The organism is Streptomyces sp. AMJ-169 (assembly GCF_055597585.1).
This window is the reverse complement of sequence record NZ_JBVLTJ010000016.1, coordinates 1-25109: the sequence shown is the minus strand read 5'-3', so window position 1 is coordinate 25109 and position 25109 is coordinate 1. Positions and strand designations below refer to the sequence as shown.

Below are 25109 nucleotides of genomic sequence, written 5' to 3'. Positions count from 1 at the left end.
ATCAGTTTGGCTGTCAAGAAAGGCCCCGCGTGGATCGCCAATATAGAGGGCGTTTGTCGAGCCTCGACAAGTGTGTAAGGGTGGGTGGCCGGGCTTGCCCATGTGGTGTCAGTGAGCCAGCGGGCGCTTACTGTGCGGTGATCGGAGAGACGGGCCGGTGGACAGCCGGTGGACGGACGCCTTTGGACGGGACATCACAGGGCGGCACTGCCCAACCCGCCACACATGCTCTGATCAGGCAAAACGTCATGAGGTAGCACGACGGAACACTACATGGCACGATCGCTCACGGTCTTGTAAAGCGGGGGTCGTCGGTTCGAACCCGACAGGGGGCTCCGCGGTGAAACCCCGGGTCGAGTCTTCGGCTTGGGGTTTCTCCATGATGCGAGTCGATCTCGGAAACGGTCTGAACGGCGGGAGTGCTGTGGGGAGTTCACGCCTGGCGCGGGGGAAGTCACCCCGGCGGCGGATCGCCGTCGTCGAGCCGCCGCCCAGCCTGCCCCGCGGCATCCGGGCCCGCCAGGAGACGTTCACGAACTGGTCGGGGACCGTGGCGGTCGAGGAGGTGTGGACGTGCGCGCCGGCCAGCCCTGACGAGGTCGTCGCGCTGGCCAACTGGGCACGGGCGAACGGCTGGCGGCTGCGGCCGTACGGCGGAGGCTTCAGCTGGGCGCCGCTCGTCGAACCCTCCGGGAAGCCCGCCAAGGTGCTGCTGGTGCACACCGCCGCGCACCTGACCGCCGTCACCGTGCGGCCGGGAAGCCCGGCGAGCGTCACCGCGCAGCCGGGCGTCACCATGGACGACCTGCTCGGCACCCTCAAAGCCGCGGGATACGGGCTCACCGCCTTTCCCGTGCTCGGCGCGGCGACATTGGGCGGGGTGCTGGCGACCGGGGGGCGTGGCACCGGGGTGCCCGCGCGCGGAGAGACGCCGCCGGCCGGGCACACGTACGGGTCGGTGGCCAACCTGGTGACCGGCCTCACCGCCGTGGTGTGGGACCCGGCCACGGAGAGCTACGCGCTGCGCACCTTCCACCGCGGCGACCCGGAGATCCAGGCGCTGCTGGTGAACCTCGGCCGCGCGTTCGTCACCGAGGTCACGCTGCGCGTCGGCGCGGACCGGCGGCTGCGCTGCCAGAGCTGGTGCGACATCGGCGCGGACACGCTCTTCGCGCCGCCCGAGACGGCCGGAGAACAGTCGCTGGCCTCCTATGTGGAGCGCTCCGGCCGGGTGGTGTGCCTGTGGTTCCCCTACACCACCCGACCCTGGCTACGGGTGTTCACCCCCGCCCCGGCCAAGCCCGCGCGGTCCCGCGAGGTGACCCGGCCGTACGCCTTCGCGTTCAACGACATGGTCCCCAAGGCCGTCTCGGGGATGCTGGGCGGGATCGCGGCCCGCGCCGGCGCGCGTACACCGCGGCTCACCCGGGCGCAGCTGGGCGCCGTCCGCGCCGGCCTGCGGCTGTCCCGGGCGCGGGACATCTGGGGATGGTCGAGCGACACTTTGCTGAACGTCCGTCCGACCACCCTGCGGATCACCTCGACCTGCTGGAACGTCGTGACCAGCCGGTCCCGCCTCCAGCAGGTCGTCAGCCGCTTCTACGCCCTCTACACCGAACTGCTGGAGCGGTACCGGGCCCAGGGCCGCTACCCGGTCAACGGGCCCCTGGAGATCCGGGTCACCGGCCTGGACCGGCCGGCCGACTGCGGCGTCGAGGGCGCGCTCGGCGCGCAGCTGTCCCCGCTGCGCCCGCGCCCGGACCACCCCGAGTGGGACGTGGCGGTCTGGTTCGACATGACGACGATGCCGGCGACGCCCGACTGCCACGCCTTCTACGCCGAGGTCGAGCAGTCGATGCGGTCCGCCTTCGCCGAGCCCTACGCGACCGTGCGCGCGGAATGGCCCAAGGAGTGGGCCAGCACCGGCGTTGCGGCGTGGAGCGACAGCGGGGTCACCGCCGGCGTCATCCCTGACTCGTACCGGGCCGGGCAGGAACCGCACGACGACTGGGACACGGCGATCGGGACCTTGACCGCTCTCGACCCCGCCGGCGTCTTCAGCAGCGGTTTCCTCGACAGCCTGCTGACCTGAAGGGGGAAGCTCATGCCGAAATGGTCACTGGACGACATGCCGGATCAGAGTGGACGGACCGCTGTCGTCACCGGCGCCAACAGCGGCCTGGGCTACCAGGTCGCGCGCGAGCTGGCCCGCCGGGCCGCCCGTGTGGTGCTGGCCTGCCGCGACGCGGAGCGCGGCGCGGAAGCCGTACGCGGGATCCGGGCCGAGACACCGGAGGCGGACGTCCACTGCCGGCTGGTCGACCTGGCCGATCTGTCGTCCGTGCGGTCCTTCGCCGAGGGCCTCGACACCGGACGGCTGGACCTGCTGATCAACAACGCGGGGGTGATGGGCGCGCCGCAGGGCAGCACCAGGGACGGCTTCGAGACCCACATCGGGGTCAACCACCTGGGCACCTTCGCCCTGACCTGCCTGTTGCTGCCCCGGCTGGCCGCCACCCCCGGTTCGCGCGTGGTGGGCGTCTCCAGCGCCGCGCACGCACTGGCCCGGGTCGACCCGGGCCGGCTCTCCGCACCGCGGCGGTACGGCCGGTGGACCGCCTACGGCAGGTCCAAGACCGCCGGGCTGCTGTTCACCCGGGAACTGGCCCGCCGGCTTTCCGAGGCGCAGGCCGCGACGATCGCCGTCGCCGCGCATCCGGGCTACGTGGCGACCGACCTGCAAGCCAAGGCCGTGGGCCCGGAAGGCCCCGACCTGATCGACCGGATGCTGAGGGTCGGCAACCGTTTCGTGGCCGGTTCGCCGGAGGGCGGCGCACTCCCGGTGCTGTACGCCGCCTGCGCGCCCGGAGTCGCGCCGGACACCTATGCCGGGCCGCGCGTCATCGGCCCGGGGGTGTCGGCGTCGGCGTGGCGTGCTCCCTGGGCCCGCGACGACCAGGTGGGCCGCCGGCTCTGGGCGGAGTCGGAGCGGCTGACCGGGGTGCGCGTCCCGCTGTCGCCCGCCGCCGGTCACCGCTGAGGCCGGCGGCGGGGGACTCAGCCGCCGGCCTGCCCGGTCCGCCGCCGGTAGCGGATACGGCAGGGCGTCTGCGGCACGGCCACGGGCGCCGCGTAGTCGGGCCGTACGGCGGTGTCGACGAGCTCGATCTCGAAGCGGCTCAGGATCCGGCTCCAGATGAGCATGATCTCCTGGTAGGCGAAGGCTTTTCCGGTGCAGCGGTGCTTGCCGCCGCCGAAGGCGGACAGCGGGCTGGGGGTGCCGCGGTGCTCGGCGCGGTCCGGGGAGAAGCGGTCGGGGTCGTAGCGGTCGGGCTCGGTGAACGTCCCGGGCAGCCGGTGCGAGGCGGCCGGGGAGATCATCACCCTGCTGCCGCGGGCGATCCGGTACCCGCCGTAGGTGAAGTCCTCTTCCGCGTCCCGCAGCAGCACGGTCGTCGGCGGGTGCAGGCGTTCCGCCTCGGTGACGCACTTGCGCAACGCGCTCATCCGGTGCACGTCCGGCACCGCGGGACCGGCGTCCTGCGCGGCCAGCGCGTCCTGCTCCCGGATCACCTCGGACGCCGTCTCCGGGTGTTGCAGGATCAGCGTCCCCGTCCAGCAGGCCAGCGCCGCGGTGTTGTGCTCGCCCGCGACGATGATGGCCAGCAGCAGGGACGCGGCGACCTCCTCCGGCAGCGGACGGCCGTCGCTGTAGCGGGACTCCAGCAGCGACACGACGAAGCGCTCACCGTCCGGGCTCTCCTCGCGGATCTTCCGGGCCGCGGACAGGATCACCTCCACCAGCTCGCGGCGGGCCCGGTCCCGGCGGCGGAAGGCGGGGATGGGCAGGTTCGGCCCGAGCAGCCAGGCCAGCCTTCCGGCCGCCTTCAGGTCGTCGAACAGCCGGACCAGATCACGCCCCACAAGCCGGCCGAACTCCGGTCCGATCAGGCACGCGGCGGCGATGTTCACGGACAGCTCGCTCATGACCGCGGGCAGGTCCGCCGTCCCGGCGTCGCCCCAGCCGTCGAGGAACCGGTCGATCTCCTCGGCCATGGCCTCGGCGTACCCGCCGACGGCGTTGCCCGACAGGGCGGGCAGCATCATCGTCATGTGCTCGTCGAAAAGCTCGGGCGGGGCGTCGAACAGGATGTTCTCGCCGAAGACCGGGGTCATCGACTCGTAGGCGCGGCGGCGGCCGAGGGTGTGGTCGGGGGCGCGGAAGACGGCGTCGCTGGCGGCCGGGCCGCACAGGACCGTGAACTTCCGGCCGGCGATCCGCACCGTGAACACATCGCCGGCCTTCGCCCGCGCCTTGACCAGGAAGGCGACCGGATCAGTGCCGAAGGCCACGGTGTGGCCGAGACCCGGCAGCCCTCCGGGCAGTGCCGGTGGCTCAAGACCGGTCACGTCGAGGTCAGTGGACATGTTCTCCCCCGTCCGGGACGCAAACTCCAGGCATGATCATATAGTTGACCGACTTTCAGAAAAGTGTCTGTTCGGCTGGTTCCACGAGAACAGATCGGCGCCTCGGCCGGGTCAGTCCTCGACCGTGATCGCCGACGCCGGGCACACCGCGGCGGCGTGCCGGACGTCCGCCAGCCGGGCGGCCGGGGGAGCGGCGTCCAGCAGCTCCACCAGTCCGTCCTCGTCGCGCTGGTCGAACACGTCGTCGGCGGTCAGCGCGCACTGTCCGGCCCCGACGCACTTCTCCCGGTCCACCACGATCTTCATGACGCACTCCAGGTGACGGGCAGCTCGGTGACCCCGCCGGTGAGGGGGATGCGGATCTGCAACTGGTCGAATTCCGTGGCGAGTCGCAGCGAGGGCAGGCGGCGGGCCAGCGCCGTGAACACCACCCGCAGCTCGGTGCGGGCGAGCGAGGCGCCGATGCAGAAGTGCGCGCCGTGGCCGAAGCCGAGGTGCGTCCGCTCCGGGCGGCCGGGGACGAACGACTCGGCGTCGCCGTAGACGTCCGCGTCGCGGTTGGCCGCGATGACCGACAGCAGTACGGCGTCACCGGCGCGGATCGTGACGCCGGCGATGTCGATGTCCGCCCGGGCGTACCGCAGCAGGCCGAGTTCGCCGGACAGGCCCAGCCGCATGACCTCGTCGACCACCGCGTCGACCCGGCCCTCGGGGTCGGCGACCAGCGCCTCCCAGTGGGGGCGGTTGGCGAGCAGGAACAGGGTGCCGACGCAGATCTGGTTGAGGGTGGTCTCGTGGCCGGCGAACAGCAGGCCGACGCATTGCTGCACCATCTCCTCGTAGCCGTAGGACGGGTCCTCGTGCTGGGCGCGGATCAGGTCGGAGATCACGTCCTCACCGAGCCGCGGGCGCTTGGTCTCGATGAGTCCGACCATGTAGCGGAAGAACTCCTCGTTCGCCTGGCCCGACTCCTCGCCTATGGTCGCGTCGGCTATGCGCTCGGACAGCCGGGCGAACAGCTTGTGGTCGGCCTCCGGCACGCCGAGCAGCAGGCAGATCATCGCGACCGGCAGCGGGTAGGCGAGCGTGGCGCGCAGGTCGGCCACGCCGTTGGCCTCGTGCTCCTCGGCGAGCCGGTCGAGATAGCCGTCGACCAGCTGTTCCATGCGGTCGGACAGGGTCCGCATCCGCTTGGCGGAGAACGCGGGCGTCAGCAGTCGGCGCACCCGGGTGTGGTCGGCCTCCTCGGTCTCGTACTCACCCGTCGGGCCGTCCAGCAGAGCGGCCGTCGAGAGGCGCGACGCCCGCTCGGGCTCGGGGTGGGAGCGCCCGAGCCGCTTGTCGGCCAGCAGCAGGCGGACCTCTTCGTAGCGTGTGACGAGCCAGGCCGGGTCACCCGCCGGCGTGATGACGGGCGCGATCGGTGCCTTCCTGCGCAGCACGTCGTAGAGCGGGGCGAGACCGAGGGGATTCGGCCTGGCGAACGGCAGTTGAGGACGTTCGGTAGCAGTGCTCACGGCGCGACGGTAGCAATTGCTGTGAGCGAACTGTGCGGTCAGGTGGCGTCGTCGAATTGCCTGGTGGGGGATTGCGTCGGAACGGGATGTCTCGTCGGGGTTCTCTTTGGTGAACGGTGAGTGATGTCGGCGTGGACGGCCGGCTTTCCGGCCCGCCCGGCTCCCCCGGCCACCAGCACCGCTTCGCCCCTGCATATATTTACTGATTCCTTGAGGCGATCTGACGTATCGAACCGGCATGCGCCCCCGGAGAATTCGCCGCGCTCGCTGTCCGGTGCCCTCTCCCCAGCAGAAAGACGTCTTCTTGCGTTCCAGACACGGATGGCTCCTGGTTCTCGCGCTCGCCCTGGGCGCGGGGACGCCCGGTACCGGCCCGGCGTTCGCCGTACCGGCGGCCCCCGCCCCCTCGGCGCCGCCGGGTCTGCGTGAGGAGGAGCGGTACTGGACGGCGGACCGCATGACCGACGCCGTCCCCGGCGACACCGCGGCGCACGCCGTGCCGCACGCGCACACCGACATGACCGCCAAGGGCCGGACACCGCCGGCCGGCACCCCCGCCCCCGAACACTTCGCGGGTCACCCGACGGTCGGCACGTTCTTCTTCGACAGCAGGCCGCTGGGCGGCCGGAGCACGTTCTGCACCGGCAGCGTCGTCCACACGGCAGCCAAGGACATCGTCCTGACCGCCGGACACTGCGCTCTGGGCCTGGCGAAGGCCGCCCACCGCATCTTCGTGCCGCAGTACACGAGCGGCAGACCCGCCGCGGGCCAGCCTTACGGCGTCTTCCCGGTCACCCGCGTGTACATCGACCCCCGCTACGAGGCGAACACCAAGAAGCCCGTCTCCGACCTCGACCTGGCCTTCGCGCAGACCGATCCCGGCAGCCGGGGCAAGGAGGTGGAGGAGGTCACCGGAGCCCTGACGTTCACCCCCACCGCCGGCTACGCCCGCCGCGTCACCGTCCTCGGCTACCCCAGCGCCGAGAGCGCCAACCCCCGGCACAGCCTGGTCCGTTGCCCCGTCACCACCACCCGGCTGCCGGGCTTCCGGCAGCTGAGCATGACCTGCGCCGGCTTCTCCGGCGGCGTCTCCGGCGGCCCCTGGATCGAGGACTACGACCCTGTCCGCGGCACCGGCAAGGTCGTAGGGAGCACCGGCGGGTACAACGGCGGCGGCAACGACACCAATGACGACTGGGTGTCCTACGCGCCGCTCTACGGCAAGGACGCCCAGGACCTGTTCGACGCCGCCGCCGCCCACCGCGCGGTGGGCCCGAGACCGCCCTACCTGCCGCCGCCGGTCTACGACCGCGCCACCTGGCGGCACGCGGTGGGTCTGACGGCGGGTTACTTCACCGCCGCTCCGGCGGCCGGCGGGACACGGCACATGGACCTGATCGCGCGGTGGGACGACGGCGGGGTCACCCTCTACCAGGGCGGTGACACCGGCGACCCCGCCCGCCCCTTCACCGCCGAGTACCGCCTCGCCCCCAGCCGCAGCATCTGGGCCAAAGCCGTCTCCGCGACCACCGTCGACACCGGCGCCGCCACCGACGGGCTCGCCGTGCGCTGGAGCGACGGCGAGATGACGCTCTACCCCGGCGTCGACACCAAAGGCTTCCACGGCGAGAGGCAACTCGCCCCGCCCCGCACCCCGTTGTGGCGCGACGGCGCCCGGCTCATGACCGGCGGACGCTTCACCCCCGGCGGCAACCGCGACGACCTCCTCGTCACCTTCAAGGACGGCCACGTCTCCCTCTACACCGGCCTGACCGCCAACGGCCTGAGGAAACAGACCCGCCTCACCGCCCCCAACCCCACCTGGCCCCACGCCGCCCAGCTCACCACCGGCTCCTTCACCAACACCACCGCCACCGACGACATCGTCGTCCGCTGGGACGACGGCGAGACGACCCTCTACCCCCGCCCGACCGCCCAGGGCCTGCCCCCCGAAACCACCCTCCGCCCCCCGAACCCCACCTGGAAGAACGCCTCCCTCATCACCGCCGGCGCCTTCACCACGACCACCCCCGACGACCTCCTGGTCCGCTGGACCGACGGCCGCCTCACCCTCTTCACCACGACCGACACCGACGGCCTCCGGCACGAGACACCCCTCGAACACTTCAGCCGGTAATCCGCTTGAACCGCGTCCGGGCGGCGGCGCCTAGCGGCGGTAGAGCGGGCGGGTCTCACCCCGGCAGCTCCAGTTCGAACCAGATCAGCTTGCTCCTGCCCAGAGGCCGCGCTCCCCAGCGGGTGGTCAGGCCGTCGACCAGGAGCCAGCGGAGTTCGTCCTCGTCGGGCAGGGTGCGGGTCTCGTCGGGGCGGGGGATGGCGGGGACGTTGGCGCGTACCTCGCAGCGGACCACCTCGCCGCGCCGCAGATGGAGCGAGACCGGGATCGCGGCGTACCGGACCGCGTAGGTCATGACCTCGCTGACCAGGAGTTCCATGAGGTGGCTCAGGTGTTCCAGGCCCCAGCGGAACAGCGTGCGGCGGGTCAGGCGGCGGGCGCGGGCGGGCGATCGGTCCTCCGGCTCCAGGAACCAGTACGCCACGTCGCCCGGCGCGATCCCCTCGAAGCGCACGGCGAGCAGCGCGGCGTCGTCCGGGCCGCGCAGGGCCAGAGCCGCGTCGCACAGCGCCTGCGGCGACGGCGGGTCCGCGCCCGCGCACCTCGCGGAGAGAGCCGCGCGCAGCCGCTCCACGCCGGTCCGCGCGTCGTCGTGCCCGAAGGGGAAGAACCCGTCCGTGCAGAGGAACAGGGCGGTTCCGGCGGGTGCCTCCAGGGTGACGGCCGCGAAGCCGGGCGGTACCCGGACGGCCTCGGCGGTGCCGTCCGGGTGCAGGAGGAGCGGCGGCGGATGATGGCCCGCGCCGGCGAGGGTGAGGCGCTGGGCCACGGGGTCGTAGACGGCGTACAGACAGGCCGCCGCGCCGCTGCCGTCGGCGGCCTGCCGGAGCACCTGCGCGGGGGGCAGGTCCAGGGCGGCGGCGGTTGTGAGGGTGTCGCGCAGCCGGCCCGTGGTGTCCCCGACGAGCAGCGCGACGCGGGCGCCGGGGAGCTGGAGCACGTCGTACCAGGCCCCTTCCGGGCGCCCCCCGCCGCGGGCCGCCAGCCGGACGCCGTCCGGGTCGGGCGTCACGAGTTTTGGCCTGTGGCGGGTGTCCCTGTCGATGCCGAGCGCGCTGTGGGTGGCGAGCTGGGCGGCCACCAGGACGTCGTCCGGCTCGAAGGGCGCACGGGCCGGCTCGCGCAGGAACAGCACCGCGCCCATCAGCCGGCTGCGGCTGCGCAGCGGGGCGAGGACCGACCGGCGGCCGGCCGGCACCTCCGCCGCGGCCTCGGCGCCGAGCAGTTCCTCCAGGGTGGTGCGGGCCGAGAGGGTGTCCACCATCCGGATCCCGGTCAGCGCCTGGGCGAGCGCGCTGTGCGGCCGTACCGGGCGGGGGACGGCCGCGGCCCGGCCGAGCTCGGGGAAGTACGCCGCCGTCCGGCCGGGGTGGCCCTCGGCCGGGGTCCGGACCCGGCCGACGCGGTGCAGCCGCAGCACCACCTGATCCCCCGGGTCCCGCAGATAGACGAGGACGCGGTCGGAGAACGCCGGCACGGCCGCCCGGCAGAGCCCGGTGACGACCTCGTCCAGGTCGCGGCCCCGGGCGATGCGCCGGGCGGCCGACACCACATAGCCCAGCCGGTCGCCGGACAGGCCGGAGGGGGCGGCTTCCGTCCGCGAGGACTCCACCTTGCCGGGCACGACGTCCACCCGGGTCCGGTAGCCCACGTCGGCGGCGGCCTGCCGTACCGCCTCGTGCTCCGCGTCCAGCACCTGGCACGCCCTGCGCAGGGCTCGGTCGACGTCGTCGGGGGCCGTGTCAGGAAGACCGGGCACCCGGGTGTCCGGCTCCGGGGCGTGGTCCGGGTACGGCTCGGCGGGGTGGCCCGTGCGGACGCGCAGCGCGGCCAGCTCGGTCTCCAGTTCCTGGATGCGGCGGGCGGCGTGATCGGCGACCTGCTGAGCCACGTCCCGGTCGCGCTCGGCGCGGTCCAACTGCTCGCTCAGTTCCGCCTGTTGCCGCTGTGCGCGCTGCAACGACCGTTCCAGCGTGCCGCCTTGCCGCGCGTCGGCTTCGGGTAACGCGTCCGCCCGGCGGCGCAGCCGTGCCGTGTCCGCCTGGGCCTGGCCCAGCATGGCGAAGAGCAACGTCGCGATGCGCAGGGCCTGTTGGCGGCCGCGCTCGCTGGTCTCGTACGCCTGCCGGACGATCCGCATCTCCTGGTAGGCCTCGATCGTGCGGTCCTTGGCGGCCAGCAACTCCCGTGTCAGGGCGAGTTCCTGCGCCCCTTCGACCGGGGTCGGGCTGGACTGCGCGAGGTCCCACAGTGCCCGCGCCTCCTTGAGCCGCAGCGCGCAGCTGTCGGCGGGTTCGTCGGGGAAGCAGACGTCGGCGACGGCTTCGACCAGGTCCCATTCCAGGGCCTTGCCGCTCAGGAGGTCGCGCAGGCGGCGGAGATGGGGTACGGCCCCGGCGCTGAAGTGGTCCGGCGTCAGCCGCGCGTGGAGCTGGGCCACGGACGTCCCGGCCAGCCAGGACCGCACCAGTACGACCAGCTGATTGATCTCCGCGGACGGTCCTTGCGGCGCCGCCCACGGCCGCCCGGACCGCTTTCCCTCGGAGCCCACGCAACCTCCCCTGGGGTTGTCCGCCGGACAACCCGGTGTTGTCACGGGAGAAACGCCCGCCCGGCCCAGCGGAGGCTTGCGCTCGGAGATCGTCGTACCTCCTCGTCCGTACGACCTGATCCCGGCGGTGCCCCGATGAGCAAGACCTCCCCAGCGCTCCTTCTCCTCGCACTGGCGGTGGCCGTTCTGTTCTCCCTGGCCGCCGCGGCGATCGCCTTCGCGCTGGCCCGCTGGGACGGAGCGACCCTCCCGAAGGCCCTCTCCCACAGCGGCGTCGCCTTCACGACGGGCCTCACCCTGTGCCTCGCGGTCCTGGCGGCCGTGAAGGGGTGAATGCCGTTTCATCAACGGGGGTGGGGGCTGGGCGGACACTTAAATCCGATTGGCTTCATGCGATGGGGGGGGAGGGGGTGGTGCGGGTTGACGGGTCCGGTGGGGGTGATGCCACCCGGTGGGGGCATTGGGCAGGGCTCGGATGATACTTGCGTATGTGCACCAGTTCATGTCCCCGGGGAAACGGGTCAGGCGTGGGGTGAGGGTGGTGTGGGCTTATGTCCGCAGTGCCCCCGGGACCTACCTCTGGCTCGGTGTGCTCTTTTTCACGACTGTCGCGCTGCATCACATGTCGGCCGAGTTCGAGACGGAGTTCCTGCGGCAGCGGTCGACGAATCTGAATGAGCTGTCGGACAACCCGGTGCGGGTGCTGCTGGTGAGCGCCATGTGGATCGACGGCGGGATGTGGACGCCGTACGCCGTGCTGTACACGGTGTTCCACGCGCGCGCGGAGCGCTGGCTGGGGACCTTGCGGTGGCTGGTCGTGTGCGTGGGCGTCCATGTGCTGGCGACGCTGATCAGCCAGGGGGCGCTGCTGATGGCGATCCGGGACGGGATCGCGCCCGCGCGGATGGCGGACACGCTGGACGTGGGGGTGAGCTACGGGCTCGCGGGGGTGGTGGGGGTGCTCACCTACCGGGTGCGGCGGCCGAAGTGGCGGTGGGCGTACCTGGCGGCCGTCCTGGTGTTCTTCGGGGCGCCGATGTTCTGGTCGCCGACGTTCACGGACTTCGGGCACCTCGTGGCCGTGCTCCTGGGGCTCGCCGCGTATCCGCTCACCAGGGGGCGGCCCAGGGGAGCTGTGGAGGGCATCTCCTAGGGACCCTTGGTCAGCTCACCCGTACGGGCTAACGTCCGCCTATGAGCACCGGTGTGATGAACGGCGGGGTGTCCTTCTGGTGGGCCGGCGAAGGCCTGCCCGCGACCCGGGACCCGCTGCCCGGGGACACGACGGCGGACGTGGTGATCGTAGGCGGCGGCTACACGGGCCTGTGGACGGCCTACTACCTGAAGAAGGCCGACCCCTCCCTGAAGGTGACCCTCCTGGAGGCCCGCTTCTGCGGCTACGGCGCCTCCGGCCGCAACGGCGGCTGGCTCTACAACGGCATCGCCGGCCGCGACCGCTACGCGCGCGTGCACGGCCACACCTGCGCCGTACACCTCCAGAAGGCCATGAACGACACCGTCAAGGAGGTCGTCGAGGTCCTGGAGAAGGAGTCCATAGACGCCGACGTCCACCAGGGCGGCGTCCTGGAGCTCGCCCGCACCCCCGCCCAGCTCACCCGCCTGCGCGCCTTCCACGCCCACGAGCGCTCCTACGACGAGCTGGACCGCGAGTGGTACGACGCCGGCGAGACCGCCGCCCGTGTCCGCGTCGCCGGCGCCCTCGCCGCCAGCTGGACGCCGCACGGCGCGCGCGTGCACCCCGTGAAGCTCGCCAAGGGGCTCGCACGGACCGTCGTAGGGCTCGGCGTGGACGTCTACGAGTCGACGCCGGTCACCGCGATCCGCGCGGGGCACGCCGTCACGCCCTACGGGACCGTACGCGCGCGCTATGTGCTGCGCTGCACCGAGGGGTTCACCGCCGGGCTCGCCGGGCAGCGGCGGACCTGGCTGCCGATGAACTCCTCGATGATCGCCACCGAGCCGCTGGGCGAGGAGCGGTGGGCGGCCCTGGGGTGGGACGGGCGGCAGGTGCTCGGGGACATGGCGCACGCGTACATGTACGCGCAGCGGACCGCCGACGGGCGGATCGCGCTCGGCGGGCGCGGGGTGCCGTACCGGTTCGGCTCCCGGGTGGACGTGGACGGGCGGACCGCCGAGGGGACCGTGGCGGCGCTGCGGGGGGTGCTGACGGACTTCTTTCCCGCGCTGCGGGGGGTGCGGGTGGAGCACGCGTGGTCCGGGGTGCTGGGGGTGCCCCGGGACTGGTGCGCGAGCGTGGCCGTGGACCGGGGGAGCGGGCTGGGGTGGGCCGGGGGGTACGTGGGGTCGGGGGTGGCCACGGCGAATCTCGCGGGGCGGACGCTGCGGGATCTGGTGCTGGAGCGGGGGAGTGCGCTGACCGGGCTGCCGTGGGTGGGGCACCGGGTGCGGCGGTGGGAGCCGGAGCCGTTGCGGTGGGTGGGGGTGCGGGGGCTGTACGCGGTGTACCGGGCGGCGGATCGGTGGGAGGGGGCGCGGGGGAGCGAGGGGTCGGCTTGGGTGGCTCGGGTGGCGGATTTGGTGGCGGGGAGGGGGTAGGGGGAGGGGGGTTTGGGGGGAGGGGGCTTCGCGGGGTGGGGGAGGGGCGATTTCGAGGGGCTCGGGTGGGGTGAGGTGCTTGAGCTGTGCGGGTCGCTCGGGCGGGGCGAGGCGCTTGAGCTGTGCGGGCCGCTCGGGTGGTTCGGGGGCTTCGGCGGGGGCGGTTCGGGTGGCCTGGGCAGGGGAAAGGTGCTGGTCAGGGGCATTGTCAGTGGTGGGGTGCAGGATGGGGGCATGGCGAGGACGAAGGCGAAAGTGAAGGCGGCGCGGCGGCCGGAGGTGCGGTTGCCGGAGCTGGGGGCGTTCGGGGGCGGGGAGCTGGAGCCGGACGGGGATTACGACGGGCTGGAGTTCCGGGAGCTGGACTTCGTCGGGCAGGACGGGTCCGGGGCGCGGTTCATGGACTGCGCGCTGACGGGGTGCGCGCTGGACGGGACGCGGCTGCGCAACGCGCGCTTCCTCGATTCGCGGCTGACGGCGCCGCGCGGGGTGGGGACCGACCTCGCGGACGCCACGCTGCGGGACGTGGAGATCGTCGAAGCGCGGCTCGGGGGTACGCAGTTGTACGGGGGCGTGCTGGAACGGGTGGTCGTGCGGGGCGGGAAGATCGACTACCTGAACCTCCGGCAGGCCCGGCTGCGTGATGTCGTCTTCGAAAACTGCGTTCTCGTCGAACCGGACTTCGCGGGCGCTCGTATGGAACGGGTGGAGTTCGTCGACTGCTCGCTCAAGGGGGCGGACTTCAGCGCGGCGGCCTTGTCGGATGTCGATCTGAGGGGAGCGGTGGAACTGGGGATCGCGGGCGGCGTCGACCGGCTGCGCGGCGCGGTCATCAGCGCGGCACAACTGGTCGATCTGGCGCCGGTGCTGGCGGGGGAACTGGGGATCAGGGTGGAGGAATGACGGGATGGGCACGTTTTACGGGAACGTACTGGTCGCGAGGGCCTGCCATGAGGTGGTGCCGCAGCTGACGGAGAGCGCTGCCGGGGGGCGTCCGCCGGTCCGCGGGTACGCCCTCGCGGTGGGGCCACGGCACACCGTGATCCATCCGGCGGAGGAGACGGAGGCGCTGACCCTCGCGGAGTCGGTGAGCCGCCGCCTTTCGGCGCCGACGTTGGGGATGTACCTGTTCGACTCGGATGTGCTGGTGATGCAGGTGTACGAGAAGGGGGAGCTGCGGCATCTGTATGACTCGTATCCCGGGTATTTCGGGGGTGGGGAGAGCGGGGGCCGGGAGTGGGGGGCCGGAGAGTGTGGGGGTGGTGATCCTGAGGGTGGCTCTGGGGGTGACTCCGGGGGCGACTCCGGGGGTGGTGGGTTCGGGGGCGCCGACTTTGAGGGCGGCGGCTTGGAGGGCGGCTTTGGGGGCGGTGGCTTTGAGGGTGGCGGCTTTGGGGCCGGCTTTGGGAGCGGTGGCTTTGAGGGTGCCGGTCTTGGGGGTGGCTCCGGAGGGGGTGGGTTCGAGGGCGGCGACCTTAGGGGGGCCGGTTTCGGGAGTGCCGGGGTGGACGAGGCCGGGGGTGGGCGGGGCGACTGGGCGGGTCGGGACGGAGCTGGGGGCGGCCGGGCGGACTGGGCGGGCCGGGGTGAAGCCGGAGGTGGGCGGGCCGACTGGGAGGGTCGGGACGGGGGCGGGGGCCAGGCTGACTGGACGGGGCGGTGGGAGCGTTCGGACCGCTGGACCAGATCCCGGCCGGAGCCGGTCGGGGCCGATCCGGCGGCGTTCCTTCCGCTGTCCGCCGCGCCGGTCGACCTGATGGCCCTGGAGTCGGTCCTGCGGTGCGTGCCGCTGGCGCGGGAGGACGGGGAGAACGGGCGGTACGTCTTCGCCGACGCCCAGCATTACGACGTGATGGCGCTGCTCGGGCTGGCGGCGCCGCGGCTGAACACGGGGTACGGGGCGTTGTCGCAGGGGTATCTGCCGCCGGGCACTGCGCTGACGGAGCTGTGGTTGCTGGGCGGGGCGACGTTCTGGGCGGGGGGTGCGCCGGCGGGGACGTTGTGAGGGGGTGTTGAGCGGCGGGCGGGCACGGGGTATGTGTCGAAGCCGCTGCTGGGGAGGGAGGGGGCGGGGGGCGGCGGGTTCAGGGGGCGGGGGGAACGGGCCTGTTGATCAGCCGTCCGACTTGCCGACGGCTGTCCGACTCGTCGGTCCGGTGGGCGTCTCCGTGCGCCGGGGGAACGTACTCCGTAGCTTGGGACTCCGTCGAGGGGGCCCGCCTTGCCCAGGGTTCCTCGGCGCCCGGATCCCCGTTCAGTCGATTCTCGGGAACTTCGCCTGGAGGGTCCAGATCGTCGGGTTTTCCGCCAGGTCCTCGTGCAGGTCGGTCAGGTCCGACAGGAGGTCGTGGAGGAAGTCCCTTGATTCCCGGCGGAGTTGGGAGTGGGAGAAGGAGAGGGGGGCCTCTTCCGCCGGCATCCAGTCGGCCTCCACGTCCACCCAGCCGAAGCGGCGCTCGAAGAGCATACGGTCGGTGGACTCGGTGAAGTCCAGCTCCGCGTACTGGGGGCGGGCGGCGCGGGAGCCCGCCGGGTCCTGGTCCAGCTGCTCGACGATGTCGCACAGCGCCCACGCGAAGTCCAGCACCGGCACCCATCCCCAGGCTGTGGACAACTCCCGGTCCGCCTTCGTGTCGGCGAGGTAGACGTCGCCGCAGAAGAGGTCGTGGCGCAGGGTGCGGGTGTCCGCCCTGCGGTAGTCCATCTGGGGCGGGTCCGGGAAGCGGTTGGAGAGGGCGTATCCGATGTCGAGCACGTAGGTGATGGTCGCATGGGGGTGGGGGGCTTGCAGGGTGGGGGCCGGGCGGTGAGGGGAGGGGATGGGGAGGGGGTGCGGGGAGGTGGGGTTGTTGGGCGGGGCTTGGGGAGGGGGTGGGCTTGGCGGGTGCGGCGGGTGCGGCGGGTGCGGCGGGTGCGGCGGGTGCGGCGGGTGCGGCGGGTGCGGCGGGTACGCGCGGGGCGAGCTTTGGGTCGGCGTCCGCTGGGGCTGCCGGGATGTCTCCCTCGGGCGGCTTCCCGAGCGGCTTCCCGTGGAGTCGCTCAAGCTTCGCCCGGCGGCGGCAGATGCAGCCGCTCTGGCCTTCGTTCGGCAGCAGCGGCAGACGCAGTCGCTCAAGCTTCGCCCGGCAGCAGCGGCAGACCCAGCCGCTCTAGACCTCGCCCGGTAGCCCCGGTAGCCCCGGTAGCCCCGGTAGCCCCGGTAGCCCCGGTAGCCCCGGTAGCCCCGGTAGCCCCGTTAACAGCGGCAGCTGCCGTCGCTCTAGACCCCGCCCGGCACTGGCCGGCAACCGCTTCCGCAGCACCACACAAGGGCGGCCCCCCTGCCTGTCCCTGCGGCGGTCGAGGATCTCGTACCCGAGTGCCGTCCAGAACGCCATCCCCTTGGGATTGTTCTCAAGTACCGCCAGCCGTACGGCCGTTCGGCCCTCTTCCCGGAAGCGGTGCTCCACGGCCCCGGCGATCCGGCGGCCGTACCCCTGCCGCCGCGCCCCCGCGTGGATCATCAGCAGCCCGATCCACGGGTCCGGGTCCGCCGGATCGGGGTGGCGGGCGAGGGCGATCACGATCCCGATCAGCTTCCCCTCGCTGCGGGCCAGCAGGATCTCGGTGCCGGGGTGGGCGAGGTCGTTGGCCAGCTCCTTCGCCACCTGCTCCGGCCGGATGTTCTCCGGGTCCGGGAAGTCGCCGCTCAGGGCGTGGAACTCCGCGTTCGCCGCGTACAGCGCGGTGAGTTCGGTGAGGAGGGGGGCCGGGATGTCGTGGTCGGGGGTCAGGGGGATCGGGTCCAGGCGCACAGGGGCAGGGTAGAGGCAGGACGACGGGTGGGGCGGCCGTGCGGTCAGTGGCGTTTGATCTCGAACCAGAGGAGTTTGCCGGTGGCGGGGACGTCGGGGTCGTGGCCGAGGGACCAGCCTCCCCAGGCGTCGGCGTACTCCTGGAGGAGGCAGAGGCCGCGTCCCGTTTCCGCCTCCGGCGGCGGGAGGGGGGTGGGGTGGGTGAAGGGGGCGGGGACGTGGGGGTGGGTGTCCCAGACGCCGACCCGTACTCCGCCGTGGGCGGGGGCGGTGAGGCGGAGGGAGGAGGGGCCTTTGGTGTGGAGGTAGGTGTTGGTGACGAGTTCGGAGGTCAGCAGTTCCACCGGGTGGAGGAGGTCGGGCAGGCCGTGGGCGGTGAGGATGGTCCGTACGGTCATGCGTGCGACGTGTGCGGCTTTGGGGGTGCGGGGGAGGCGGAGGGCGTAGGTCCAGTCGCTGGACGGGGATACGGTGCTCATGGGGTACCTCCGGGAGGAAGGAGCAGCGTCGGCTCGCTCAACTGGCGTTCCCTGCGGTGGCGTTGCCTGGGGTGGTGCGCTTCCGGCTTGTGGGTGGGGCGAGTTGGGCGGGGTGTGCACTACGGTAGAGCCGTTCGGGAGATTTATCTTCCAAACTCCGGAGACTTACCTTCTTTTCCCTCGTGTGAGTGACACGAACGCCGCTCTGCGGCCCGACAGGAGGTGCCGTGCCGCCCACGAGCAATCCCAGCTATCGCCAACGACGCCTCGGCATCGAGCTGCGCAAACTCCGCGAGCGCGCGGGGCTGACCGTGACGCAGGCCGCGCCGCACCTGGGCGTCAACCAAGGGCGCGTCAGCATGATCGAGACGGGGCGGAGTGCGTTGAGCGCGGATCTGGTCCGGTCGATGGCGTTGGCGTACGACTGCCCGGACGAGGTGCTGACCGAAGCGCTGGTGGCGATGACCGGGCGACGGCCCCGGGGGTGGTGGGAGGCGGACCGTGAGCATGTCCCCGCTGTCCAGCTGGACTTGGCCGAGATGGAGCATCACGCCACGGCCCTGAGGGTGGGCGTCACCGTCCATATCCCTGGCCTGTTGCAGACACCGGAGCACGCCAGGGCGGTTATGCGGGAGCACGTGGTGCCGCTGCGCGCGTACGAGATGGAGCACCGTGTCTCCTGCCGGGTCAAGCGGCAGGCCGTGCTGTTCGAGGAAGCCCCGACCCCCTATACGACCGTCGTGCACGAGGCTGCCCTGCGTATGGGCTTCGGCGGACCGGAGGTGGCCCGCGCCCAGCTCGGCTATCTCCTGGAGATGAGCGAGCGGCCGACGATAACGATGCTCGTCCTGCCCTTCGGCCAGACCGGCTTCCCTGCCGCCGGTCAGCCCATCACCTATGTGGCCGGTGCGGCTCCGCAACTCGACACCGTCGTCCTGGACACCGATCATGGCTGTGAATTCCTTGATGCGGAGGCCAAGTTGGAGCGTTATCGGGCCGTGCTCGATCGTATGGAGTCCCGTGCCCTTCCTGAGGCGAAGTCTCGTGACCTCATCCATCGCATCGCCCGAGACCTCTGAGGAGCACCGCCATGTCCGATCTCGTCTGGCATAAGTCCTCCTACAGCGCTGAAGGCGCCAACTGCCTTGAGATCGCCCCCACTCCAGCCCACCTCCACATCCGCGACTCCAAAACTCCAGCCGCACCCCACCTCACCGTCTCCCCCCTGAGCTGGGCCGGCTTTCTCCCTCTTACCGAAGAGCGTCGATCGCTGCGTTGATCAGGGCGCGGGCGTCCTCGCCGCGCACGGCGAGGGAGGACAGCTGGGCGAAGGTTCTGGCGTACATGGCCACCTCGTGCGGCTGGGTGACAGTCAGGTAGGCCGCCACCAACTCGACATTGACCTGGGCGTCGTCGAAGAGCCAGAAGCTCTCGACCGGCCAGAGCGTGGTGCGGTCGGCGGCGAAGGGGATCACGCTCAGGCTCAGGTTCGGCAGGGCGAACAGGGACAGCAGATGGCTGAGTTGTCCGGCCATCGTCGCGGCCCCGCCGATCCGGTGGCGCAGCACGCTTTCCTCCAGCACCACCGCGAGGCGGCGCGGACCCCTGTACAGGAAGCGTTGCCTGTCCACACGGACCCGCACGGCCTCTTCCACGTCGTCCGGCACCGTCCGCCTGTCGCGGATCGACCTGAGCAGGGCCTCGATGTACGCGGGGGTCTGGAGCTGTCCGGGGACGAGTGACCCTGAGTAGGCCCGGAAGTGGCGCGTCTGTTCGAAGAGAGGGTCCACGGACTGCTGGACGTGCTTGAGCCCCGAGCGCTCGATGCGGTGCCACTCGACGTACATGCCTTCCACGGCACGTGCGGTGGCGATCAGGTCGGCGGTCTGGGGCTGGGCGTCGCAGTGCAGTGTGTAGCAGCGGATGTCCGAGTCCGACGGTATCGTCCGGCCGTTCTCGATCCTGCTGCACTTGGACTCATGCCAGCCCGCCAACGCGGACAGCGCCCGCGCGGTGAGACCCGAATCCTTCCGGATCTCGCGCAGGCGCTGGCCGAGTGCCCGGCGGGCCTCGGCGACGCTGGACGAGGTGCTGCTCAACGCAGAGTGAACTCCGCGTGGTCGGTGGCCAGGGACCAGACGGACTCGAAGGAGTCCACGCAGAACTTCACGACCGCCGGGTCGTCGATGATTTCTACGGGGTCCTCTTCGGCGAACTCCCCGTCACCGGCGAAGTGGAGGAAGAGGACGACGCTGTCGTCGAAGAGCCAGAGGTCGTTCCCCGGGAGCGTCAGCCGGGAGGCCTGACGGCGTGGCAGCCAGCGGACCTGTTCGCCCGCTGCCACGTTGTTGACCGTTACATGGTGCTCGAACCGGATGTACTCCGACGCGGGCTCCGAGAAGATGCGGGCCCGCCGCAGCTGGACACCCTTCGCCCTGATGCCGGAGACCAGCTCCATCCAGGAGAGGTAGTCCGGGTCGGTGGTGCTCGGCTTATCCCGGACGCCGTTCTTCCACTTGATGAACTCGGGGTCGGACTCCATGTAGCCGTCGCGCATCTCCAGATGGATGGCTGAACGGGTACAGGCCAGCAGGTGATCGTTAATTGCCGATTCCGACGCCATTGCCGGTCACCTCCGGGAAGAACTGCATCATGCGGCGCGGGAATTCGATCACCGTCTCGTGCTCGGGGATGTCCATCTGCGCCAGCCGCTCAGGGGCGAACCTGATCAGCGCCAAAGCCAGCCTCCTCTGTTCAGACCTGACACTCAGTCTCGCGCCCAACAACCCGCTGTAGCCACCGACTTGCGCGAACTTGCGAGAGGGGAACCCTTACCTCTCGCCACCGGAGTGAACCCCGCATAAACAGACGCAAGTTGATAGCCCTGCCCTCCCCCGCCTCCCTACGTTCGTCCCACCCACAGCGGACGACCCGCAAGGAGGCCCGCATGACCACCACAACGCTCCACACCCGCACCGGCCGTTCCCTCGTCCCCGCCTCCGACTTCGAGACGCTGGCCGCGTTCTGCGCCGGCGAGTACGGCCTGGAACGGACCGTCGCAGACCGGGTCGTCGACCAGGCCCTGGCTCTCGTCCACGTCATGGGCACCACCCGCGCCGGCGCCGACATGGCCCCCTCCCGGCAGGTCGACCCTGGCTGGCACACGCTGATCCTGCACACCGACTGGTACGCCGCCTGGTGCCAGGAACAGTTCGGCTACTTCCTCCACCACGCCCCCAACAGCAAGACCCGCACCCGGGGTCTCATGACCGACGTCACCACCAGGCTCCGTGCCGCCGGCTTCGAGGTCGACGAACGCCTCTGGGGGACGGCCGCCGGCTGCAACGCACCCTCCTGCTGCGGCGACGGCCCCTGCTGCTGACCCGCACCCCCTTCCTCACAGCGGCCCGGCCACCCCCCGCCGGGCCGCCCCCGTCCGCGCCCGGAAACGGAAAACCCCGCCGTGCCGCTCCTCGAACTCGCCGCCACCACCCGCGTCACCCTCTTCCCCCTCAACGCCCTCTCCGTCGCCTACACCACCCGCTCCAGCGACCTCCGCGACCTGGGCGACATCGCGGTCGTCGCCGTCCTCGGCACCGACCGCAGCGACGGCGAGGAACTCTGGTACCTCGCCGACCAGTTGGGCGGACGCACCACCCCCCACGAACAGGCCCGCTGGCTCCTCACCCAGGCCACCCGCGCCCGCATGACCGCCACCGGCGACCACCCCCGCACCCCCTGGACCGCCGCCATCCACCGCCGCCACACCCTCGCCACCCTCTACGCCAACCACGACGTACTGATGACCGGCCGGATGACCCTGCTCGGCGGCTGAGCCCGGTGGGCAGGGTGCGCACGGCACTTGCCTGCTCCGGAGGGAGAACTCCATGGCCCCGCAGGGAGACCGGATGACGCGACGGCGGTCCTGCGGTGGGTCGTCGGCTTTCTTGAGGTGTCGGACGGCGTACCGGCCGGAGTGGCCCAGCGGATGGCACGCCGGCAGGTGCTCTACGACGGGAGCACAGCTATGAAGTCGTCCTCGGGGAGCAGGCGCTCTGCACGAGACATCGGCGGACCGGGCGTCATGCGCGGCCAACTGGATGGGCTGCCGGCCGAGTTCGGCCCCCCTCGCTCAAGCTCGCCGTTCTTCCCCGCGCCGCCGAGATGAGCGTCCTGCCGGGGCGGGGCTTCAATGTCTACGACGACAGCGGTGGCACGTACGAGCTCGTCTCCGCCGGCGTCGACATCACCGACCCCGCCGAAGTGGCCCTCCACCTCAAGGCGTTCGAAGGGTTCAGCCGGGCCGCCGCCCACGGCGAAGCCGATAAGGCGCTGATCGCCGAGGCCCTCGGCCACGGGAGGCGAGCGGCCTGAGACGTCAACCGCCCCGCTGAGCCGTCACCCTCCACGCCCACCACCGCACCTCCCCAGGAAATGAACAGACCCCAGGAGGGACGGTCCCGGGGTCTGTTCTGCCGCTTCAGGTCAGGGGGCCGCGGGCGAGCGCGGCTCCCTCAGGACCCTCAGACGTTCACCCCGAAGTCCTGGGCGATGCCGGCCAGGCCGGAGGCGTAACCCTGGCCCACCGCGCGGAACTTCCACTCCGCGCCGTTGCGGTACAGCTCGCCGAAGACCATCGCCGTCTCCGTCGCCGCGTCCTCGGAGAGGTCGTAGCGGGCGATCTCGGCGCCGCCGGCCTGGTTCAGGATGCGGATGTACGCGTTGCGGACCTGGCCGAAGTTCTGCGAGCGGTTCTCGGCGTCGTAGATCGAGACCGGGAACACGATCTTGTCGACGTCGGCGGGGAGGCCCGCGAGGTTGACGTTGATCGACTCGTCGTCGCCGTCGCCCTCGCCCGTGCGGTTGTCGCCGGTGTGGACGATGGTGTTGTCCGGGGTCTGCTTGTTGTTGAAGAAGACGAAGTGGGCGTCGGAGTAGACCTTGCCCGCCGGGTTGACGGCGATCGCGGAGGCGTCGAGGTCGAAGTCCGTGCCCGTGGTCGTACGGACGTCCCAGCCGAGGCCCACGGTGACGGCGGTCAGGCCCGGTGCCTCCTTGGTGAGCGAGACGTTGCCACCCTTGGACAGGCTTACAGCCATGGTTGGGAGTCCTTCCCTTGTCGTCTGACGTGCGTTTTCGTGCGTCGTTATCCCTAGGAACGCGCAGGCCACAGCGAAGGTTCCAGCTCCGGCCCACCATCTTTACTTTCTTTACCTTGCCGCCTCGGTGTAAGTCCGGCGTAAGTTGAGTCCGTACGTGCGTAAATCGCGTGACGTGCCCCGCCGCTGCCCTCACCATGGAACACATGTCCGGTCCCTATCCCGTCCGAGGCTCCGTCTCCCTGCCCGAGGCCGAGCTGGTGTGGCGTTTCTCGCGGTCGTCCGGGCCGGGTGGGCAGCATGTCAACACCAGTGACACGCAGGTGGAGCTGCGCTTCGACCTCGCCGGTACGGGGGCGTTGCCGCCGGTGTGGAAGCAGCGGGCGCTGGAGCGGCTGGCGTCCCGGCTCGTCGACGGGGTTCTTGTCGTACGGGCCTCCGAGCATCGTTCGCAGTGGCGGAATCGGGAGGCGGCGGCGTTGCGGCTGGCCGCGCTGCTCGCCGAGGCGACGGCGCCGCCGCCGAAGCCCCGGCGGGCCACTCGGGTGCCGCGGGGGATCAATGAGCGGCGGTTGCGGGAGAAGAAGCAGCGGTCGGAGACGAAGAGGGGGCGTGGGGGGCATGGGGGGCGGGATTGGTGAGGGCGCCTGCGGCGGGCGGGGCGGGGTAGTTGGGGGCTCGGGGAGTGGGGTGGCTTTGGGGGGCGCGGGTGGTTGTAGGGGGTGGGTGGCCAGAGGGGGGTGGGGCAGTTGCGGGGGCGGTGAGGGTGCTTCCCGGCTGCGGGCTGGCTGATGTGGTGAGGCCATTTGCGGGTTCGGCCCGGCTGAGGTGTGGTGAGGTCATCTGCGGGTTCGGCCCGGCTGAGGTGGTGGGGTTGCTTTCCCTTCCGGTTCGGCTGAGGTGGTGGGGTTGTCTTTCGGTTCGGGTTCGGCTGGTGGGGTGGGGCTGCCTCCGGCTTGGCCCGGCTGATGCGCTGAGGCTGCTTTCGGCTTGGCCCGGCTGACGCGGGGTGGTTGTTCTCTGGTGTGCCAGGTGACGTAGAACTCCCGTATCCCCCGTCGCCGCAGTTCCTCCGTCACCGACTTCACCGCGAAACGGCCGTAGCCCTTTCCCTGTTCGCCGGCGGCGATGTTCAGTCGCCATAGGCCGGAGCGGCGTACGGAGCCGCCGTCGGCGTACCAGTCGATGTCCAGGAACGCCATCAGGAATCCGACGGGCCGCTCACCGTCGAGGATCAGGCGGGGCCAGGCTGTCTCGCCGTGCGCGTATGCCTCTGCCAGTGATTTCACCACCGGGGATACCGCGAACTCCTGCTCCGGGGCGACCTTGATTTTCAGCGCTGCCTCGATGTTCGCGGGGGTTATCGGGGCGAGGTGCGGGGTGTTCATGGGCGCACCTTAGGTATCCGTTCCGGCGGGCCGCGAGGGAATTTCCCTGAGGGAGGGGGAAGGGCGGCGGGGTCTCCGGAACAGATCCTGCATCTCGCCCCTGGCGGGGCAGGCCGGCGTGAGCGTGACCGCTGGCTCAAGGGGAACCGGCACCTCCGGCAGGCGCCAGCGCCGGTACGACTCCTCGCCCCGTGCGGTACGACCTCCCCGGCCGAAGTTCTGCTCCGGTACGGCATCCCCGCTCGTGGCTCTGCTGCGGTACGACTCTCTGCCCGTAGCTGCGCCTCGGTACGGCTACTCCGCTCGCAGTTCTGCTCCGATACGGCCTCTCCATCCGTAGCCGTGCCTCGGCAGAACTTCTTCACCCGCAGCTCTGCGGATACGGCCTGCCTCCCCGCCCGCACCTCTACCCCGGATCTGCTCCCCATCTCTCGCCGCCCCCGAACCAGCCCCCTCTGGAGTCACCCCCGAGACCGGCATCCTCGAAGCTGTCGCGCTCGAAGCTGTCGCCCTCAAGGCCGTCGCCCTCGAAGCTGTCGCTCTCAAGGCCGTCGCCCCAAAGGCCGACGCCCTCAAGGCCGACGCCCTCAAAGCTGTCGCCCCCGAAACCACCACCCCCGGAGTCACCCTCAGGATCACCACACCTCCGTTCTCCGGCCCCACTCTCCGGCCCCCCACTCTCCGGCCCTGCCTTCCCCGCCCGTCTCCCTGACCGTCCGCCCCCTATCCGGCCGGCAGTCTGTCCGCTCGCCTCCCGCCGGATCGCCCCTCTCCCCGGCCCCGCCTATCCGCCCGCCCCTAACCCAGCCGTCCCCCAAACCCCACCCCCACAGAAGCGCGCCCCCTCCACTCCGCGCCCCTCCCACCCCGCAAGCCCCCTCCAACCTCCCCGCCCCGCCGGGGCGGCAAATGCTCACCCCGCCCCTCATAACTCCCCCCCCTCGAACCCCCCTCACTCAAGCCCTCTCACTCCGCTTCCCTCGACCCCCCCTCACTCAAGCCCTCTCGCCCCGCCCCCCTCGAAACCCCCTCACCCAAGCCCTCTCACCCCACCCCCCTCGAAACCCCCTCCACTCCAACACCCCTTGCCCCAGCCCCCTTTCACCCCCGACCCCCGTCTCCCGCCCCCGTCCCCTGAC

At 71.5% G+C, this 25109-nt stretch carries 26 protein-coding genes; 14 read left to right on the top strand and 12 right to left on the bottom strand.

The genetic code is table 11. From position 1 onward, the window contains the following. Window positions 1–379 precede the first annotated feature (379 nt). A complete protein-coding gene (locus ACYUD3_RS31775; protein WP_470977461.1) occupies window positions 380–2092 on the top strand; it encodes a cholesterol oxidase substrate-binding domain-containing protein in 1713 nt (570 codons plus the stop codon). A gap of 12 nt (window positions 2093–2104) precedes the next feature. Beyond that, window positions 2105–3040 (top strand): oxidoreductase, encoded by a 936-nt coding sequence (locus ACYUD3_RS31770; protein WP_470977458.1) that lies wholly within the window; start codon window positions 2105–2107, stop codon window positions 3038–3040. 17 nt (window positions 3041–3057) lie between these two features. On the opposite strand, the gene ACYUD3_RS31765 is transcribed toward ACYUD3_RS31770, so the two are convergent. From ACYUD3_RS31765 to ACYUD3_RS31755, 3 genes are all read right to left on the bottom strand, one after another. After that, the gene (locus tag ACYUD3_RS31765) at window positions 3058–4428 is read right to left on the bottom strand and encodes a cytochrome P450 (RefSeq protein ID WP_470977455.1); all 1371 of its coding nucleotides are present in this window, start codon (window positions 4426–4428) and stop codon (window positions 3058–3060) included. A gap of 111 nt (window positions 4429–4539) precedes the next feature. Then, a complete protein-coding gene (locus ACYUD3_RS31760) occupies window positions 4540–4734 on the bottom strand; it encodes a ferredoxin (RefSeq protein ID WP_470977452.1) in 195 nt (64 codons plus the stop codon). Beyond that, window positions 4731–5945 (bottom strand): cytochrome P450, encoded by a 1215-nt coding sequence (locus ACYUD3_RS31755; protein WP_470977449.1) that lies wholly within the window; start codon window positions 5943–5945, stop codon window positions 4731–4733. Before ACYUD3_RS31755 ends, ACYUD3_RS31760 begins: the two co-directional genes overlap by 4 nt. Before the next feature lie 304 nt (window positions 5946–6249). Between ACYUD3_RS31755 and ACYUD3_RS31750 the strand changes: the two genes are divergently transcribed. Next, a complete protein-coding gene (locus tag ACYUD3_RS31750) occupies window positions 6250–8082 on the top strand; it encodes a trypsin-like serine peptidase (RefSeq protein ID WP_470977446.1) in 1833 nt (610 codons plus the stop codon). Window positions 8083–8137: 55 nt separating this feature from the next. Here ACYUD3_RS31750 and ACYUD3_RS31745 read toward each other — a convergent pair whose 3' ends face one another. Further along, window positions 8138–10633, bottom strand: coding sequence for a SpoIIE family protein phosphatase (locus ACYUD3_RS31745; RefSeq protein WP_470977444.1), 2496 nt, complete (start codon window positions 10631–10633; stop codon window positions 8138–8140). Window positions 10634–10768: 135 nt separating this feature from the next. Between ACYUD3_RS31745 and ACYUD3_RS31740 the strand changes: the two genes are divergently transcribed. From ACYUD3_RS31740 to ACYUD3_RS31720, 5 genes are all read left to right on the top strand, one after another. Further along, complete coding sequence (locus tag ACYUD3_RS31740) at window positions 10769–10966, top strand: hypothetical protein (RefSeq protein WP_470977441.1); 198 nt, start codon at window positions 10769–10771, stop codon at window positions 10964–10966. Window positions 10967–11135: 169 nt separating this feature from the next. Further along, window positions 11136–11786, top strand: a complete 651-nt coding sequence (locus tag ACYUD3_RS31735; protein WP_470977966.1) for a rhomboid-like protein — start codon at window positions 11136–11138, stop codon at window positions 11784–11786. A 41-nt stretch (window positions 11787–11827) separates the two neighbouring features. Beyond that, a complete protein-coding gene (locus ACYUD3_RS31730) occupies window positions 11828–13210 on the top strand; it encodes an NAD(P)/FAD-dependent oxidoreductase (protein WP_470977438.1) in 1383 nt (460 codons plus the stop codon). A 234-nt stretch (window positions 13211–13444) separates the two neighbouring features. After that, window positions 13445–14113, top strand: a complete 669-nt coding sequence (locus tag ACYUD3_RS31725; protein ID WP_470977435.1) for a pentapeptide repeat-containing protein — start codon at window positions 13445–13447, stop codon at window positions 14111–14113. A gap of 4 nt (window positions 14114–14117) precedes the next feature. Further along, the gene (locus tag ACYUD3_RS31720; RefSeq protein ID WP_470977433.1) at window positions 14118–15215 is read left to right on the top strand and encodes a hypothetical protein; all 1098 of its coding nucleotides are present in this window, start codon (window positions 14118–14120) and stop codon (window positions 15213–15215) included. A gap of 249 nt (window positions 15216–15464) precedes the next feature. Here ACYUD3_RS31720 and ACYUD3_RS31715 read toward each other — a convergent pair whose 3' ends face one another. The 3 genes from ACYUD3_RS31715 to ACYUD3_RS31705 form a co-directional block, all read right to left on the bottom strand. Beyond that, window positions 15465–15965, bottom strand: coding sequence for a hypothetical protein (locus ACYUD3_RS31715; RefSeq protein ID WP_470977430.1), 501 nt, complete (start codon window positions 15963–15965; stop codon window positions 15465–15467). Window positions 15966–16359: 394 nt separating this feature from the next. Further along, complete coding sequence (locus ACYUD3_RS31710) at window positions 16360–17004, bottom strand: GNAT family N-acetyltransferase (protein ID WP_470977427.1); 645 nt, start codon at window positions 17002–17004, stop codon at window positions 16360–16362. 44 nt (window positions 17005–17048) lie between these two features. Further along, the gene (locus ACYUD3_RS31705; RefSeq protein WP_470977424.1) at window positions 17049–17483 is read right to left on the bottom strand and encodes an ATP-binding protein; all 435 of its coding nucleotides are present in this window, start codon (window positions 17481–17483) and stop codon (window positions 17049–17051) included. 227 nt (window positions 17484–17710) lie between these two features. On the opposite strand from ACYUD3_RS31705, the gene ACYUD3_RS31700 reads away from it, so the two are divergent. Both ACYUD3_RS31700 and ACYUD3_RS31695 read left to right on the top strand, forming a co-directional pair. Then, complete coding sequence (locus ACYUD3_RS31700) at window positions 17711–18562, top strand: helix-turn-helix domain-containing protein (protein ID WP_470977963.1); 852 nt, start codon at window positions 17711–17713, stop codon at window positions 18560–18562. Between the two features lie 11 nt (window positions 18563–18573). Beyond that, on the top strand, window positions 18574–18762 hold the full coding sequence (locus ACYUD3_RS31695) for a DUF397 domain-containing protein (RefSeq protein ID WP_470977421.1): 189 nt from the start codon (window positions 18574–18576) through the stop codon (window positions 18760–18762). Here the strand turns inward: ACYUD3_RS31695 and ACYUD3_RS31690 are convergent. From ACYUD3_RS31690 to ACYUD3_RS31680, 3 genes are read right to left on the bottom strand one after another with little or no spacing between them, the layout of a single operon-like run. Next, on the bottom strand, window positions 18734–19582 hold the full coding sequence (locus ACYUD3_RS31690) for a helix-turn-helix domain-containing protein (RefSeq protein WP_470977418.1): 849 nt from the start codon (window positions 19580–19582) through the stop codon (window positions 18734–18736). The genes ACYUD3_RS31695 and ACYUD3_RS31690 overlap by 29 nt on opposite strands. After that, complete coding sequence (locus ACYUD3_RS31685; protein ID WP_470977415.1) at window positions 19579–20040, bottom strand: DUF6879 family protein; 462 nt, start codon at window positions 20038–20040, stop codon at window positions 19579–19581. The genes ACYUD3_RS31690 and ACYUD3_RS31685 overlap by 4 nt, the downstream gene beginning before the upstream one ends. A 43-nt stretch (window positions 20041–20083) precedes the next feature. After that, entirely contained in the window at window positions 20084–20221 is a 138-nt protein-coding gene (locus ACYUD3_RS31680) for a hypothetical protein (RefSeq protein ID WP_470977412.1), read from the bottom strand. A 209-nt stretch (window positions 20222–20430) separates the two neighbouring features. On the opposite strand from ACYUD3_RS31680, the gene ACYUD3_RS31675 reads away from it, so the two are divergent. The 3 genes from ACYUD3_RS31675 to ACYUD3_RS31665 all read left to right on the top strand — a co-directional run bounded on the left by ACYUD3_RS31675 (window position 20431) and on the right by ACYUD3_RS31665 (window position 21857). After that, window positions 20431–20865: a glycine-rich domain-containing protein gene (locus ACYUD3_RS31675; RefSeq protein WP_470977410.1), complete on the top strand. Its 435-nt coding sequence runs from the start codon at window positions 20431–20433 to the stop codon at window positions 20863–20865. Between the two features lie 81 nt (window positions 20866–20946). Further along, window positions 20947–21318, top strand: a complete 372-nt coding sequence (locus ACYUD3_RS31670; RefSeq protein WP_470977407.1) for a hypothetical protein — start codon at window positions 20947–20949, stop codon at window positions 21316–21318. Between the two features lie 329 nt (window positions 21319–21647). Then, window positions 21648–21857: a hypothetical protein gene (locus ACYUD3_RS31665; protein WP_470977404.1), complete on the top strand. Its 210-nt coding sequence runs from the start codon at window positions 21648–21650 to the stop codon at window positions 21855–21857. A gap of 149 nt (window positions 21858–22006) precedes the next feature. Here ACYUD3_RS31665 and ACYUD3_RS31660 read toward each other — a convergent pair whose 3' ends face one another. Further along, on the bottom strand, window positions 22007–22582 hold the full coding sequence (locus ACYUD3_RS31660; protein ID WP_470977401.1) for a TerD family protein: 576 nt from the start codon (window positions 22580–22582) through the stop codon (window positions 22007–22009). A 197-nt stretch (window positions 22583–22779) separates the two neighbouring features. Between ACYUD3_RS31660 and arfB the strand changes: the two genes are divergently transcribed. Continuing rightward, window positions 22780–23223 (top strand): alternative ribosome rescue aminoacyl-tRNA hydrolase ArfB, encoded by a 444-nt coding sequence (gene arfB, locus ACYUD3_RS31655; RefSeq protein WP_470977398.1) that lies wholly within the window; start codon window positions 22780–22782, stop codon window positions 23221–23223. Window positions 23224–23421: 198 nt separating this feature from the next. On the opposite strand, the gene ACYUD3_RS31650 is transcribed toward arfB, so the two are convergent. After that, a complete protein-coding gene (locus tag ACYUD3_RS31650) occupies window positions 23422–23970 on the bottom strand; it encodes a GNAT family N-acetyltransferase (protein ID WP_470977395.1) in 549 nt (182 codons plus the stop codon). Window positions 23971–25109: the final 1139 nt, after the last annotated feature.